This window comes from Nitratidesulfovibrio sp. (assembly GCF_040373385.1).
In the GTDB taxonomy this organism is placed as follows: Bacteria; Desulfobacterota; Desulfovibrionia; order Desulfovibrionales; family Desulfovibrionaceae; genus Cupidesulfovibrio.
On record NZ_JBDXXH010000006.1, the window covers coordinates 1 to 15590 of the forward strand.

Genomic DNA, 15590 nt, shown 5'->3' on the forward strand with positions numbered 1-15590 from the left:
CTTCCCCCCCTGCCCCCCATACGCTATGCCATCCGCACGCACACTCACGGAGGACCCATGCCCGACCAAACCAAGCCTGCGGCCACCCCCGCGTCTCTCCCCACCCTGCACTACCGCTATGCCCACACCTCCACAGAGGCCACCACCGGCTATTTCGCCTGCGAGCCTCCGGTGGACATGACCTTCGAGCAGGGCCTCGACCGGCTGGAGGCCGCTCCCCTCGACGAATTCCTGCACAGCCATCTGTTGCGCCTTGCCGCCGTGTTCTCCCCGGAACGCATGTCCGCCCTGCTGGATGGGCTTGACCCCATCGCCCGGCCCGCCACCGCCGCCCTGCTGCGCGAGGCGTGCCTGCTGAACCCCGGCCTTTCGGACCTTCTCCACCGCACCGCTCCTGCCCCCGCGCCGCAAACCCTTGCCGCCATCGAGGCCGCCACTCCGCACATCGCGCTGCGCTGGCACGCCCAGCCCGACCGCGACCTGCATCGCGCCTGGTGCGAGGTATTCCGCGACAACATGCACAACCACCGCATGCTGCCGCAACTCGAAGACATGGACATCCCTCCGCTGTACGACCCGGCGGAAATTCTCGACGGCCCGGAACGCCCGGTGGCCACCGCCGCCGACATCCGCGCCCTGCTGGCCATGGGGCCTGCGGAATCCGCCCCCTGGCAGCGCCCGCCGTCGCACGAGACCGCATCCCTCGCGCTGGAGCGGCTGGTGGAAAACGGCATCATCGCCGGGGTGGAAATGCGCCACGAGGCGTCCCTTTCGCCCATCGCCCTGCTGCGCCGCTGGAATGTGGACATGACCGTGCGCTGCGGCGCGCTGGACTACACCCTGAAGGGCGAGGGCACCACCTACGGGCGCGGCCTGTCCCTGGCCGACGCGCGCGCCTCGTACGCCATGGAGATGGTGGAACGCGCCTCGTCCTACGTTTCCGTGGGCGCAGTGGATGGCCAGTTGCATGTGCTCGACCGGGCCACGCCACAGCCGCTGCTGCGCGCCCGCCTGTCCGAACTGCTGGCCGATGGCCGCGAGGTGCTGCCCCCCCACGCCATCCCGCTGGAGGCCCCCTATCAGGACCAGCCCCTGTACTGGCTTGCCGGGCACACCCCCGACGATGCGGGCGGCACGCGGCCCGTGCTGGTGCCCGCGCAGATGGCCTACCTGTTCTGCAACCTTGACGAAATCGCCCTGTTCTCGGCCTCCGGGTCCACCGGCCTTGCCACCGGCAACATCATGGACGAAGCCAAGGTGGCCGCACTCACGGAAATCCTCGAGCGCGACGCGGAAGCCACCATGCCCTACGACCGCTCGCAGTGCTTCCGCCTGGTCACCGACGACACGCGCCTGCAATCCCTGCTGGACGACTATGCCGCGCGCGGCATCCACATCCAGTTCCAGGACCTGACCACCGAGTTCGGCGTGCCCTGTTACAAGTGCTTCGTGGTGGGTCCGCGCGGCCAGGTGGCGCGGGGCACCGGCGCGGGGCTTTCCGGCCGCCGCGCCGTGCTTTCCGCCATGACCGAAACGCCCTTCGCCTACCCCAACGGCGGCCCCTCCGGCCCCGGTGTGCGCGGCCTGCCGGAACGCAAGCTGGAAGACCTGCCCGACCTGACCCTGGAATCGCCCCAGCGCAATCTGGCGCTGCTGGAAACCCTGTTCACCGTCAACCGCATGGCGCCCGTGTACGTGGAACTCACCCACGCCGACCTGCAATTCCCCGTGGTCAAGGCGCTGGTGCCCGGCCTGGAATCCACCGCCGACTTCGACACCTGGTCGCGCATGAGCCGCCGGTTGTTCCGCAATTATCTAAGGTTAAGAGGATAAGAAAATTGGGGGAAAGGGGAGGAACTTTGAAAAGTTCCTCCCCTTTCCCCCAAGCCCCCATTCCCCTCCACAAACTTTTCGATAATGGGCGCATCGCCCCGGCAGCGGTGTTGCGGACAACATAGCAACACTGTCACCCCCTAGCAGTTCGCTGACGCAGACAACCAAGGAGCCCGGTCATGCTGCACACGCCGCGCGCCCGCAGGGGCATGGTCGTCACCCCGCATCACCTCGCCTCGCAGGCAGGGCTGGCCATCCTGCGCGAGGGCGGCAACGCCGCGGAGGCCGTGGTTGCCGCAGCCGCAACGTTGTGCGCCGTTTACCCGCACATGACCGGCCTTGGCGGCGACGGCTTCTGGCTGATGCATGAACCCGGCGCACCCGCCCCCGTGGGCATCGACGCCAGCGGGCGCTCCGGCGCATCGGTAACCCCGGACCTGCTCCGCACGGCGGGCCATGCGCACCAGATTCCCCGGCGCGGCCCGCTGGCCGCCATCACTGTTGCCGGGGCCGTATCCGGCTGGGCGGCGGCGCTGGACCACGCCCGCGCCTGGGGTCCCGCCCTGCCCCTGTCCCGCCTGCTGGAAGAAGCAGAGTGGCACGCCCGGCACGGCTTTGCCGTCACCGCCGGGCACCACGCGCTGGTGCGCGACAACATGAAATCGCTGGCCGCGCAACCCGGCTTTGCCGCGCAGTTCCTGCCGGACGGCATCTGCCCGCCGGAAGGCAGCATCCTGCGCCTGCCCGCCTTGGCCGACACCCTGCACACGCTGGGCATACGCGGGCTGGACGACTTCTACCGGGGCCGGGTGGCCGCCGCCATGGCTGCCGACCTTGCCGAAGCGGGCTCGCCCCTCACGGCGACGGACCTCGCGGACCACCGGGCCTTGCTGGTGGCCCCCCTGTGCCTGCGCCTGCCGCAAGGACAGGTGTTCAACCTGCCGCCGCCATCGCAGGGTGTGGCGTCGCTGTGCATCCTCGGCATCTTCGAACGATTGCGCAGCGCGGGCGCGCCCATCGAACCGGAATCCTTCGCCCACCTCCACGCCATCGTCGAGGCCACCAAGCGCGCCTTCCGCATGCGCGACGACCTTGTGGGCGACCCCGACCACGCGCCGTACCCCGTGACAGACGCCCTGCTCCCCGACCGGCTGGACGCCCTTGCCCGCGACGTGGACATGGTCCGCGCCCTGCCGTGGCCCGCACCGCCCTCCGGCGGCGACACGGTGTGGCTGGGCGCGGTGGACGCACAGGGACGCGCCGTCAGTTGCATCCAGAGCATCTACTTCGAATTCGGCTCCGGCGTGGTCCTGCCGCGTACCGGCATCACCTGGCAGAACCGGGGCTGCGGCTTTTCGCTCCAGACAGGCAGCCCTGCCGCGCTGGCCCCGCGCCGCAAGCCGTTCCATACCCTGAACCCGGCCCTGGCACTGCTGGCCGACGGCAGGGTCATGCCCTATGGCACCATGGGCGGCGAAGGCCAACCCCAGACCCAGGCCGCCGTGTTCACCCGCCACGTGGTCTTCCGCCAGCCGCTGCAACGAGCCGTCAGCGCCCCGCGCTGGCTGCTGGGCCGGACCTGGGGGGACGACGCCGTGCATCTGCGGCTGGAAGGCCGCATCCCCCCGGACGTTGCCGCTACGCTACGCGCAGCCGGGCATCCCGTGCGCATGGTGGGCGATTACGACCCGGTCATGGGCCATGCCGGGGCCATCGTGCGCCATGCGGACGGCACCCTGGAAGGTGCTGCCGATCCGCGCGGTGACGGCTGCGTGGCCGCGTGGTGATGCTCAGGCCACTCCCAGATTCTCGCACACGTTGACCACCAGTTGCTCCGGCGTTCTTCCGTCCGGCAGCAGAAAGTGCAACACGCCCATGCACAGGGTTTCCAGTTCCAGCGCCTCGCGGCAGAACTTTTCGCCCGTCTCGCCGGAAAGGCCCAGTTCCGCAGCCAGCCGCACCGGGTTGGTCATCATGTAGAACACCCGCGCCCCGTCGCGCAGGCAGGCCCGCAGATGCTCGTCGCGCACGGCGGAAACGGGCGCCGCCAGCACCAGCCCGGTGCGGCAGCACAATTCCGTCACCACCTCGGGCGCGGCATCGTCCTCCGGCGTGGCCGCCTGCATGCCGAAGCGGCGCGCCACCAGTTCCGCCAGTTGCCGCCTGCCGCTGCCCGGCAGCCCCAGAATCACGATACGCTCCGCCGCCGGGTCGAAGGGGGGCCTGCGTCCCGCGCGCGACACGGTCATGGTCGCATCGGCCTCGCCCACATCCTGCTTGCGCATGACGAACCCGGAGGTATCGAACCTGTCCTTTCCCGCACTTCCGCTCATTCCGCACTCCTGCCTGAATGTATCATGTTGATTTTGACGTTTTCTTGATTAACACTACCTGACAATCACAGCGCCGGACACACTCGTTTCACACCCGGGCCGCATTTCGGCCACGCGGCACTCTTGCGTGGCGATGCCTTGCGGCCACCAGTCTTGGGGGGGCCCATGTTCCAGCGAATGCGTTTCAGCACCAAATTCTATCTGGGCAGCGCCGCCATCGTGGCAAGCACCGTGGCCTTCATGGCCATCGTGCTCACCATCGTCGTGCGGGGCGACTTGGTGGACCTCGGGCAGCTCAACCTGAAGTCCGCCACGGACAATCTTGTCTCCACCATCGAGATGCAGCACGCCATCACGCAGGAAAAGGTCACCTCCGACCTTGCGCTGTTCGAGTCGCAACTGCTGGCCGATGGCCCGCTGATGGTGCGCAAGGCCGACGTGCAGAAAGTCGATGTGGTCAACCAAGTCAGCAAGCAGAAGGAAACGGTCGAGATGCCCGGCCTGTTCCAGTATTCGCTGCTGGGCCGCAAACCCATGCGCAACAACCACGACGTGGTGGACCGCGTGCAGCAGATGGCGGGCGGCGCCGCCACCCTGTTCCAGGTGCTGCCCGGCAAGCTGGTGCGCATAGCCACCAACGTGCGCACGGCGGACGGCCAGCGTGCCGTGGGAACCTACATTCCGGAAGACAGCCCCGTCTACAAGGCCGTCATGGCGGGCCAGACCTACACGGGCCGGGCCTACGTGGTGAACGACTGGTACATCACCGCCTACAAGCCCGTGCGCGACGAGGACGGCACCATCATCGCCGTCATTTTCGTGGGCCGCCCCATTCGCACGCCGCAGCTTGTCGAAATGATGGACAAGGTGCGTGTGGCGGGTGCGGGCTACGCCTTCGTCTACGATGCCTCGGGCATGATTCTCCACCATCCCACGCTGCGCGGCAAGACGCTTGAAGAAGCTGGCATTGCCACCTTCTTCAAGGACGTGAAGGACGGCCACGTGGACTACACCATGGGCGGCGTGCCCCTGCGCGCCTACGTGCGCCATTTCGAACCGTGGGACTGGCGCGTGGCCATGCGCATGACCCGCACGGAAATGGTGCACGGGCTGGATGCGCATCTCTTGCAGAACGCCGCCATCATTGCCGTGGTGGCGCTTGGCGTGGCGCTGATCTGCGTGTTCGGGCTGCTGCGCACCGTGTCGCGCCCGCTGGGCACCTTGCGCCGTTTCACGGCGGAAGTGGCCAGGGGCAACTACGACGCGGCCATCGACTACGTGGCCGACGACGACATCGGCCGCACCATCGGCGGCGTGCGGACCATGGTGGGCGAAATCAAGCATCGCCTGGGCTTTTCCAACGGCATCCTGCACGGCATGACCATGCCGAGCTACGTGGTGGATACCGATGGCCGCATCACCTACCTGAACCAGGCCATGCTGGACCTGCTGGGCATTTCCGGCAAGCCCGACGAGCACCTGGGCACCGACGTGGCCGTGCTCTTTTACGGCGAGGCCGGGCGCGACACCGTGGTGGGCCGCTGCATGCGCGAGCGCCGGGCCATCCTGAACACGGAACTGACCCTGGCCCGCCGCACCGGCGGCACCGTGCACGCCCGCCTGGACACCGCGCCCCTGCTGGACATGGACGGCAACCTCATCGGCGCGTTCTCCATCTTCGCCGACCTGACGGACATCAAGGCCCACCAGCAGGAGATGGAGGCCAAGAACACCCTCATCGGCGAGGTGGCCGCCGAGGCGGACCGCATCTCGCAGGTGGTGGCCGATGCCGCCGCCGGGCTTGCCCGCCAGGTGGAACTGGCCGAACGCGGGGCCGACGTGCAGAAGGCCCGCGCCGGTGAGGCCGCCAGCGCCATGGACCAGATGAACGCATCGGTGGTCGAGGTGGCCCGCGCCGCCGACGAGGCCGCCGCCAGCGCCGACGAAGCACGCGCCAAGGCCGAGGAAGGCGCCTCCATCACCCGCGAGACCGTGGCCGCCAGCACCGCCGTGGCCACCGACGCCGAGGGCCTGCGCACCGACATGCGCGAACTGGGCACGCAGGTGGAGGGCATTGGCCGGATCATGGACGTGATTTCCGACATCGCCGACCAGACCAACCTGCTGGCGCTGAACGCCGCCATCGAGGCGGCCCGCGCCGGGGATGCCGGGCGCGGCTTCGCCGTGGTTGCCGACGAGGTACGCAAACTGGCCGAAAAGACCATGGGCGCCACCCGCGAAGTGGGCGAGGCGGTAACGCGCATTCGCGCCGGGGCTGCCCGCAACCTGCAAGCCACGGAAAACGCCGCCCGCAACGTGGGCCGGTCTGCCGAACTGGCGGAAACCTCCGGCCAGACCTTGCAACACATCGTCACCATTGCCGTGACCACCGCCGACCGGGTACGGGCCATCGCCACCGCCGCGTCCCAGCAATCCGCCGCCAGCGAGGAAATCAGCCGCGCCACCGGCGAGGTGGACCGCATCTCGGGCGAGACCGTGGACGCCATGCGCGAGGCCGCCCGTGCCGTTGCCGCACTGGCGGAGCAGGCGGAGGCGCTTCGCGCCGTCATGGCACGCATGCGTTAGGCATGGCTGACAAACGGCGGGCCTTGGCCGCGACCACTGCGTCAAACGGCCCCGGCGCTCGGGTCATGTACCAAAGAGTACACTCCCCTCGCGCCGGGGCCGCTTTCCTTGCGTGCCGGGCCAAATCCCGCCGTTTGTCGGGTATCGCCGCTGCAAGAAATACCGAAGCCTCCCCTCGCTGCATCGCCGTTTTCCTTGCCCTCGGACAACATCGCTCCGCCTGTCGGCCATGCCTGAAGGCAAATGAAAAGAGCATATTCTCCCTTCCCCCTCCCAAAAGACAACCGCCCCGACCAGGATTCCTGGTCGGGGCGGTTTTATTTCTCCATTCTTCCTAATGTACCGCTACATAACGGCATGCTGGCCGCGCGCAGCGTGCGGCGAGGGCAAGGAAGATATTGTTTCCGCGAGGGGAGTGTACGTCTTTGGTACATGACCCGAGCGGAAACAATATCTGACGCCGCAATCGCCCATGATCCGCGCGGCCAGCACTATTTCCAGGTGATGGAGAGGGGTTTACGCCACGGAATCCGCCGGTACCGATACTTCGCATACCCCAGCATCTGTGCGCCCTGCACCCGGTCGTTCTCGCCAAGGCCCAGCAGCTCGCGCAGGGGGGCGTAGGCGTTGGCCGCGTACGTGAAGTAACCGCCCCAGCAGGCGGCCACACCGTGGGCATGGGCGGCCAGTTCCAGATAGGTAAGGGCGATGGCCGAATCCACGGCGGGCCAGGTGGCACCGCCGTCGCAGCAGGCCACGGCGATGTGCGGCGCGCCGCGCAGCACCAGGTCCACGCCCTTGCGCGACCCGGCGATCAGCCCGGCCACGTTGTGGCGCTTGGCGGTTTCCGGGTCATGTTCGCGCAGGTGCAGCATCCAGTCGATGATCAGGGCGGCGATTTCACGGGTCCGGGCGGGGTCTTCCACCATCACCCAGCGCACCGGCTGGCGGTGGCTGGCGGTGGGAGCCCAGCGCACGGTGTCCATGATCCGGGCCAGCACGTCGTGCTCAACCGGCTGTTCCTTGAACGTGCGGATGGAGCGGCGCCCGCGCAGGAACTGTTCCGCCGCGTCGGCCTCCACGGCCAGTTCGCGACGCACCGGGGCAAATTCGTCAAGGGGCATGCCTTCAAGGCGCACCGCCCCGCTCGGACAGACGGCCACGCAATGGCCGCAACGGATGCAGGCATCCTCGGCACCCTGGCGCATCTTGGCCACGCCCGTTTCCTTGTCGACGATCAGGATACGGATGGGGCATTCGTCGATACAGATGTTGTCGCGCTTGCATTTCTGCGCGTCCACTTCGAAAAACGGCATGAAGATCCTCCCTGTGATCCGTGGCGCGAATGGCCACAGGTGCCGGTTTGCCCCGCTTCACGCCGCGTGTAAAGCGAAAATGGTGTGGCATGGCCGCAATACCGCCTTTGACAGCCCCCCCGGCCCCCTGTAATGTCGGCATGATAAAGGAGACTCGCATGCCGAACCGCGCCGTGCTCCGCGCCATTGCCCTCATGTTCCGCAGTCTGCCCCCATTCCGCCCGCAATCCGGCCTGCCGCGCGCCGCTGCCGCGCCCCGCCGTTCGTCCATGCTGCCTGCGGCACCGGCCCTGTGTCTGGCCCTATGCCTCTCCCTGACCGGGTGCGGCGCAGCCCCGGCCAAGCAGAAGTCGCTGCTGCTGCCGCAAGGGCCTTCCGTCACCCGCGCGGACCCCGGCTACATGCAGTGGCTGGAAAAGCAGTCGCTGCTGGGGGCAGGCGCGGAACTCTCGCGCGTGGTCTCCGGCAGCCAGCTTGGCTGGCGCTCTCCCACCCTGCCGCCCGACCCGGACAACCTGCTGCGCGCCGCAGACACCTGGCTGCTGGTGCACCCCATGGCGCTCATCGCCGACGGCACCCCCTCGGCCTTTGCCATCCTGGCCCAGCCAAAGACGCAGGAACTGCTGCGCCGCGCCGGGGCGCGCGGGCTGTACATCGCTCCCTCCGGTGGTGCCGGAGCCATCTGGGCCTACGACCGCAGCGCCACCCTGACCGGCGACGACACCATCCAGCACGGCTTTTCCGAGGCTGCGGGCAGCGACGACGAATACCTGCGCCTGCGCCGCCTTACCGACAACAACCGCATGCTGCTGGGCACCGACATCATCCCCGCCGCCACCGGCATGGGGCCGGACTTCTTTCTGGCCGCGCGCAACGTGCGCGAGTACCCCGGGGCCTACTGCCTGGTGGAAATTCCGCGCGACCTGTGGCCGTACATGCCCGCCAGCGCATCGGAATGGCAGGCCCGCCCGCTCACCCGTGCCCAGCACGACCTGCTGGCGGAAAAGGGGCTGCTGCCCGCGTCCCTCTCGCGCGACCTGCTGTCGTGGGCGCGGCCCGGCGGCTGGGCCGTCACCGGCGAGGTGCGCGGGGCCGACGGCACCCTGCGCCGCTGGGCCTACCGCCATGCCGGGCGCTACGACATGCCCGTGCTGCACTGGGACGACCCTTCCGCCGCCGCCCGGCGCATCCTGTCTTCCAGCATCATCCAGCAGATCGGCCTGCGCGGCATGGCCCTGACCGGCTTCCGGGTGGAACCCCTGACCGGGCTGGACCCGCTGCCCCGCGCCGCCCACGGCGACCCGAACCATGTTCCGGCCCTGGAACCCGCGCCCTCCGCCGCCCTGTCCCTGGGCCGCGAAACGCGCCGCTACGGCGGGTGGGCATGGCAACGCGACCGTCTGCCCCTGCCGCTGCTGGCCCGCACCCTGCACGAATCCGCCGACGTGGCCGAAGATGCCGTCACCAGCCCCGCCGCCGAGCACGCCCTGCTTACCGGCGATGCGCGCCCCCTGCGCGCCCTGCTGGACGACGCCCTGCGCCTTGGCATCGACATGCGCCGCCTGGTGCATGCCACCCCCGGTCCGGACGGCGTGGACTACGCCCTGCCCCAACTGGCCCCCGGCATGCTGCCACCCGGAGCAGCGGCGGGCGATGCCGCCCTTGCGGACGACATGCGTGCGGCCATGCGCGCGCGCGCGTCCCTGTGGGCGTCCACCATGCCGCTGGGCGGCGCAGGCGACGTGCTGCCCGTCACCGGGGCCGGTCTTGCCGCGCTGGGCGCCGGTTACAGTCATGCCGACGCGGCCAGGGCCGACGCGCGCGAAACCATCCGCCAGGGGCATCTGGCCCTGGTCTTTTTCAAGGCCATGCAGCCGGGCCTGCTGGTGCTGCACGGGCAGGACCTGGCCGGTGCCCTGCCGCTGGACTGGCACGTCATGGCCGATTCCGAGGAGCGCTGGGACCCGGCGCTGGCCCCGCGCGGCGCGTACGCCCTGTACCGCACCGCCCGCACCACCGTGCTGACCAAACAGGGCATGCCCCGCGCCCCGGCGGCCTACCCCACGCCCGACGAACAACTGCACGACCCGCACTCGTTCCTCAACGGGGTGCACGCCATCACCGCCATGCGCGAACGCACCGGCATTGCCGCCGGACGCGTGGCCGCCCGCCTGCGCACGCAGGGACGCGGCTGCATCGCCCTGGCCGTGGAACTGCCCGGCGGGCGCGGCATGGTGGTGGCCGTGACCAACTTCGGGCGCGAGGCCGTGACCGAGCGTCTGGACATGGCCGCCACGCCCAGGCTGCTGGAACTGTTCGGCGCGGGCAACCCCGCCGTGGACCTGAAGGAAGGCACCCCGCTGCCGCTGGAAGGCGGCCGCATGGTGCTGCACCTGAACCCGTGGGAAACCCGCGCCGTCCTGGTGGGGCGGGACGCTAGGTCCATCGGCGCGGCAACGGCGGCGGAACAGCCCAAGGGGCCGTTCGTGCCCGCCCGCGACGCCACGCCTATGCCGGTGGCCGCCCCCCCCGCGCCGACCAAGCCGGTGGTGGTGCCCCCTGTGCCAGCGCCCGTGCCGGAACTGACCATCCGCATCGCCCCGCCCGCCGGGGCCGAAGTCAGCCCCGCGCCTGCCACGCCGCAGGACGCCGCCACAAACGCTGTCACGGACGGCATGCCCGTCGGCACCGCTGGCACCAGCGACGGCGCGGCAGCAATGCCGGGCGTGCCGCCCGGCGTGGCCCCGGAAGCGCATGAACCGCTGCCCGATGCCCCCGTCGCACCGCCAGCGGACCTGACTCCCACGGAGCAGGCTCCCCTGCCTTCGGCCTCCGAACCGGTCCGGCTTGAACCGGTCCGGCTTGAACCGGCACCGCTCGAATCGGTGACGCCCGCGCCTGCTCCTGCGAATGATCCCCAGCCGGTACCGGACCTTGTGCCCGAACCGTCGCCCGTGCCCACGCAACCCGTCCCCGATATGTCCCCCGCCGTACCGCATGACACGGGCGGCGAGGTGCGCGCGCCGGTCACGCCGCCGGAAATCCCGGCCCTGCCGGAACCGGTGGTTCCCCCTGCGGCCCATGCAACGCCGGAAGCAACGGCCCCGGCTCCCGAACCTGCCATCCTGACACCGCCGACACCCCCGGCGGAATCCGCCGCCCCGGCCCCCCTGCCCCCCTCGGACACGACAGGCGGCCTCGTGCCGTACAAGTCGGTACGCCGCACCGCGCCGGAAACACTGGACGGCCCGATCGTTCCCGTTCCCCCTGCTTCCACTGCCCTTCCCGGCGGGGGCGACGGCGCGGCGGACAGCACCTCCACCTACAAGGCCCCCCTGCGAAAGGCCCCGGAAACCCTGGATGGCCCCATCACGGTGCCGCCGCTGCCCACTCCCCCGGCACCCCCCGCCGATCCGATGGCACCGGAATCCGGAACCGCCGCGCCATAGGCAATCCCGGCCATTCCGCGCCACGACCAGTGCATCCAATCGCCGCCCCTTCGCGCGCCGCGCCAAGGGGCGGCATGTTTCCGGCCCTGCCTGCCACGCGCATGCCCGCCGCCGCATGGCATGCCACCCGTACGCGGTCGGTCGGCATGCATCATGCAAGGGCCGCACCATGAACCACACCCAATTCCTCGCCGACAACACCAAGGCCCTGGCCGCCGCGCAGCCCCAGTTGGCCGCGTGGCTGGCCGCAAACGCTCCCGCGCCCGAGACGCTGGCCCCCCGCCTGTGCTTGAACCGCTGGAACATGCTGGATGTCGAACTGGAGGACGGTCGTCGGTTGTTTGACGCCTTTCCGCCCCACTTCGCCTACCGGTCATGGCCCCCCACGGAACAGGCGGAGCGTTCGGCCACCATCATCGTGGGCGCCAACCTGGGCTACGGCATCAACCACATGCTGGAAAAGACGCCGCCCCGCCACCGGCTGCTGGTGGTGGAACCCGACCCGGCCATGCTCACCCTGTGCCTGGGACTGACGGATTACCGTCCGTTCATCGAATCGGGCAGGCTGACCTTCGTGGAGCCCCGGTTCGACGCGCTGGTGGCCGCCGTGCGCGGCTGCGACAAGCAGTTCCTGTTCGGGCGCATCCTGTTGCAGGCAGACCTGCCCAGCCAGCAGATCGGCCCCGCTTACGCCCACTGGATACGCATCTGCCGCGAGCAGCTGGACGCCCTGTCGGTGGAGCTTTCCACCCTGCGCCGCGCCCAGGACGTGATGGTGGGCAACGAGCTTTCCAACTTCCGTCGCGCCCTGGCCGACGGCGACATGAAGTCGCTGCGCGGGGCGCTGGACGGGCTGCCCGCCATCATCGCGGGCGCCGGGCCTTCGCTGGCCGCATCGGCCCCGGCCGTGGCCCGGCTGGCCGACCGCGCGCTGGTCACGGCGGCGCTGCAAACCCTGCCCGCCATGCAGGCCGTGGGCATCCGCCCCGACCTTGCCCTGTGCATCGACTACAGCGACGGCATCTTTCGCGTGTACGACCGGCTGGACCCGGAATGGGCGCGCCACGTGCCGCTGATCTATTCCACCAAGGTCCAGCCCGAGGTGGTGCGCCGCTATCCCGGCCCCACGCTGCCGCTGTGGACCGTGGGCGGCATGGCCACCTTCATCGCGGGCAAGGACGACCTGGTGCTGGACGCGGCGGGCAACGTCAGCGTGGCCCTGCTGCGCCTGCTGCACTGGATGGGTGCGGGCCGCATGGTGCTGGCCGGGCAGGACTTCGGCTGGCGGGGCGAGGCATCGCACGCCGCCGGGCACCACGCCGCCGCCATCACCGTGGGCACGCTGGACCTGCCGGGCCGCGACGGACCGGTACGCTCCACCCTGCCCTACGCCACGGCCCTGCGCGACATGGAACAGGACATCCGCACCCTGCAACTGGACGTGGTGAACCTGTACGGCGGCGGCGCGCTGATCCGGGGCGCGCGGGACATCACGCCCGATGCCATCGACCGCGAACTGCCGCCCCCGGCGGATTGCGGCAACACGGACGGCGGCGGCGCGGACGGTCGTGCCGACATTCTGGCGGGTTTCCGCCAGCGCCTGGACGCGGCCATGACCCCGTGCGAGCAGCCCCTGTTCGCCCCCCGCCTGCCGCAGTGGCGCACCTCGCTGCGCAATGCGCAGAAAAGGCTGGAAACCCTGTTCCGCAAGCCGGAACGCCACGGCGCGGAAATCGTCGAAATGCTGGGCCGGGTGCACTTCTACTTGCGCCAGGACCCCATCTGCACGCCGTACCTGTACAACGAGATCATGGACGTTTCCGGGCTGGTGCACGGGCGCGACCGCTTCGGCCTGTCGCAGATGACGGAATTCCGGCAGATTGCCCGGCGGGTGCTGGACAAGATCCGCCGCATCGACGAAGTGATGACCAGCGCGGGCCAGCAGGCTGCGTAGCGCCCGGACAAGCGACAGCCGCACGGAGGCATCATGAGCGTTCTCGCCGAAATCGCCGTCTTTCCTATGGACAAGGGGGCCAGCGTCAGCCAGTGGGTGGCCCGCGTGCTGTCGGTCATTCAGGAAAGCGGCCTGCCCTACCAGCTGGGCCCCATGGGCACCACCATCGAAGGCGGCAGGGCCGAGGTCATGCAGGTGGCAGACCGCTGCCTGGCCGCGCTGGAAGCGGACTGCGACCGGGTGTACATGACCCTGAAGGTGGACCTGCGCAAAGGCCCCGTGGGCCGCATGGCGGGCAAGGTGGCCTCCGTGGAGGCAAGGCTGGCCGAAAGTTGACCCCCGGTGCCAGAGATACGCCCGTCGCAAACGACAACGGCCGCGCGGTGCTTGCCGCGCGGCCGTTTTGTCGTGCATCTCCGGGCTGTTGCACACCGCCAGTCCGGGAAAAGGAAAGACGTGCGGTGCCTGCCGCACCCCGCGAAACCTCAGACCTCGCCGCCCCCTTCGGGAGCACCCGGCGCTGCGGGCACATCGGGCAGCGGGTGCGCCGTTTCCACCAGCCGCAGCCGCTTCCACGCGCCGCGTCGAAAACGCAGCCACGACACCACGGCCAGCAGCAGGATGAACGCGGTGAACGCCGCCCACAGCGAGTTCAGGGTCATCAGGCCCGAGGCGCGCAGGGCCAGCGTGGGCAACACCAGCCAGACCACGCAGCCAAGCAGCATGTTCCACATGACGAACCACGTATCGCCCGCGCCCTTCAGCGCGCCGGTGTACACGATGGTCACCCCGTCCAGCAGACAGTACACGCACACGAAGCGCAGCAGCACCACGCCCAGGTCGCGGATTTCGGCCTGTTGCGCGGTCATGGCCGCATCGTGCGCGCCGCCGCCCAGGAACAACCCGTACAGCGGGCCCGGCGCGCAGAAGAACAGCAGCGAAAGCGCGAACATCCAGGCCATGGCCACGTGCAGGGTACTGGACGTGACCCGCTCGGCCTCGGCGGGGTTGCCCCGCCCCATGGCCTGCCCCACCATGCTGCCCACGGCGATGTTCATGCCGATCATGGGCAGAAAGGCCACCATGTTGATGGAAAAGGTGATGTTGGTGGCAGCCAGCGCCGTTTCGCCCAGTTCACCCACCAGAAACACGAACCACGTCACCGAAAACAGTTCGGCAAACCCGTTGATGCCGCTGGGCAGGCCGTAACGGGCCATGCGGCGGAACAGTTCCGGCTCCAGTCCGCGCCCGCTCCACACCTTATAGTTCCGTTCATTGCGGGGGGTGAACACCATCCACACGAACAGCAGCGTGCCCACGCCCCACCCGGTGGCCGTGGCCAGGCCAGCCCCGGCAATGCCCATTTCGGGCAGGCCCCACACACCGTAGATCAGGGCGTAATCCAGCGGAATGTTCACCACCATGGCGACCATGTTGGCGAACATCACCGGGCGGGTGCGCCCCTGCCCGGCAAAGAACCCGGCCAGGCAACTGTTGACCAGCGGCAGCACCGAGCCAGCCGTGAGCATGCGGAAATAGGACACCTCGCCCGCCTGCACCCCCGGCGAATGACCGGCAAAGGCGAAGATGGCGGGCGCGGCGTACCACAAGAGGCCCATGCCCGCGCCAAAGGCCAGCGCCATGTACAGGCCCTGCCACAGGGCGGCCCCCACACGGCGCGGCGCGCCGGAACCGATGTACTGGGCAATGAACACCCCGGAATACCCGGTGATGCCCATGCAGGTGAGCAGGAACAGCAGATGCACCACGGCAGCCGGGGTGGCCGCCGCGATGGCCTCCACCGAGTAATGGCTCAGGAACAGCCGGTCGGTGAACTCCATGACCGTTGTGGAGGCCATGCTGGCCACCAGCGGCAGGCTGACGCCGAGCACCTCGCGGTACCCGCCCGGCGCGCTCCAGCGCGCGGCGATGCCAGCCACCATTTTCGACAACATTTCATCCTCCGTGACGTACTGCCCGTATTGCGGAAAAGCCGTACCAAGTACCCTAGCGCACAAGAGGCGTCAAGGCACCCTGGCCGCGCGACACGGTACGTCGCATCCCCTGCAGGATGGAAGAGACAGACACTGGCCATGCCCATGCCGTGCACACCCGGCAA

General features: G+C 69.3%; 9 protein-coding genes and 1 pseudogene. 7 read left to right on the plus strand and 3 right to left on the minus strand.

All coding sequences use genetic code 11. The features are described from left to right. Positions 1-57: 57 nt before the first annotated feature. Together ABWO17_RS11405 and ABWO17_RS11410 are read left to right on the plus strand one after the other, a co-directional pair. On the plus strand, positions 58-1833 hold the full coding sequence (locus tag ABWO17_RS11405; protein ID WP_353118627.1) for a YcaO-like family protein: 1776 nt from the start codon (positions 58-60) through the stop codon (positions 1831-1833). A gap of 179 nt (positions 1834-2012) precedes the next feature. Then, positions 2013-3620 (plus strand): gamma-glutamyltransferase family protein, encoded by a 1608-nt coding sequence (locus ABWO17_RS11410; protein WP_353118629.1) that lies wholly within the window; start codon positions 2013-2015, stop codon positions 3618-3620. Between the two features lie 3 nt (positions 3621-3623). On the opposite strand, the gene ABWO17_RS11415 is transcribed toward ABWO17_RS11410, so the two are convergent. Then, positions 3624-4166, minus strand: a complete 543-nt coding sequence (locus ABWO17_RS11415; RefSeq protein WP_353118630.1) for a nucleoside/nucleotide kinase family protein — start codon at positions 4164-4166, stop codon at positions 3624-3626. Positions 4167-4406: 240 nt separating this feature from the next. Between ABWO17_RS11415 and ABWO17_RS17120 the strand changes: the two are divergent. Beyond that, a pseudogene (locus tag ABWO17_RS17120) lies at positions 4407-5870 on the plus strand (Cache 3/Cache 2 fusion domain-containing protein); the annotation flags it as partial. Between the two features lie 12 nt (positions 5871-5882). Further along, the gene (locus ABWO17_RS17125; protein ID WP_502914914.1) at positions 5883-6752 is read left to right on the plus strand and encodes a methyl-accepting chemotaxis protein; all 870 of its coding nucleotides are present in this window, start codon (positions 5883-5885) and stop codon (positions 6750-6752) included. 491 nt (positions 6753-7243) lie between these two features. Here the strand turns inward: ABWO17_RS17125 and ABWO17_RS11425 are convergent, their stop codons facing one another. Next, entirely contained in the window at positions 7244-8068 is an 825-nt protein-coding gene (locus ABWO17_RS11425; protein ID WP_353118634.1) for a nitroreductase family protein, read from the minus strand. 158 nt (positions 8069-8226) lie between these two features. On the opposite strand from ABWO17_RS11425, the gene ABWO17_RS11430 reads away from it, so the two are divergent. From ABWO17_RS11430 to ABWO17_RS11440, 3 genes are all read left to right on the plus strand, one after another. Further along, positions 8227-11517: a hypothetical protein gene (locus ABWO17_RS11430; protein ID WP_353118636.1), complete on the plus strand. Its 3291-nt coding sequence runs from the start codon at positions 8227-8229 to the stop codon at positions 11515-11517. 169 nt (positions 11518-11686) lie between these two features. Next, positions 11687-13471 (plus strand): motility associated factor glycosyltransferase family protein, encoded by a 1785-nt coding sequence (locus ABWO17_RS11435; RefSeq protein WP_353118638.1) that lies wholly within the window; start codon positions 11687-11689, stop codon positions 13469-13471. 33 nt (positions 13472-13504) lie between these two features. Continuing rightward, positions 13505-13807: an MTH1187 family thiamine-binding protein gene (locus ABWO17_RS11440; protein ID WP_035069022.1), complete on the plus strand. Its 303-nt coding sequence runs from the start codon at positions 13505-13507 to the stop codon at positions 13805-13807. Positions 13808-13956: 149 nt separating this feature from the next. Here the strand turns inward: ABWO17_RS11440 and ABWO17_RS11445 are convergent, their stop codons facing one another. Further along, the gene (locus ABWO17_RS11445; RefSeq protein ID WP_353118640.1) at positions 13957-15426 is read right to left on the minus strand and encodes an MATE family efflux transporter; all 1470 of its coding nucleotides are present in this window, start codon (positions 15424-15426) and stop codon (positions 13957-13959) included. Positions 15427-15590: the final 164 nt, after the last annotated feature.

What these genes read in the sequence shown, in the direction of transcription:
- ABWO17_RS17125 (WP_502914914.1), top strand. Translation starts at nt 5,883, where the DNA reads ATGGAGGCCAAGAACACCCTCATCGGCGAGGTGGCCGCCGAGGCGGAC.
- ABWO17_RS11435 (WP_353118638.1), top strand. Translation starts at nt 11,687, where the DNA reads ATGAACCACACCCAATTCCTCGCCGACAACACCAAGGCCCTGGCCGCC.
- ABWO17_RS11445 (WP_353118640.1), bottom strand. Translation starts at nt 15,426, where the DNA reads ATGTTGTCGAAAATGGTGGCTGGCATCGCCGCGCGCTGGAGCGCGCCG.
- ABWO17_RS11410 (WP_353118629.1), top strand. Translation starts at nt 2,013, where the DNA reads ATGCTGCACACGCCGCGCGCCCGCAGGGGCATGGTCGTCACCCCGCAT.
- ABWO17_RS11430 (WP_353118636.1), top strand. Translation starts at nt 8,227, where the DNA reads ATGCCGAACCGCGCCGTGCTCCGCGCCATTGCCCTCATGTTCCGCAGT.
- ABWO17_RS11425 (WP_353118634.1), bottom strand. Translation starts at nt 8,068, where the DNA reads ATGCCGTTTTTCGAAGTGGACGCGCAGAAATGCAAGCGCGACAACATC.
- ABWO17_RS11415 (WP_353118630.1), bottom strand. Translation starts at nt 4,166, where the DNA reads ATGAGCGGAAGTGCGGGAAAGGACAGGTTCGATACCTCCGGGTTCGTC.
- ABWO17_RS11405 (WP_353118627.1), top strand. Translation starts at nt 58, where the DNA reads ATGCCCGACCAAACCAAGCCTGCGGCCACCCCCGCGTCTCTCCCCACC.
- ABWO17_RS11440 (WP_035069022.1), top strand. Translation starts at nt 13,505, where the DNA reads ATGAGCGTTCTCGCCGAAATCGCCGTCTTTCCTATGGACAAGGGGGCC.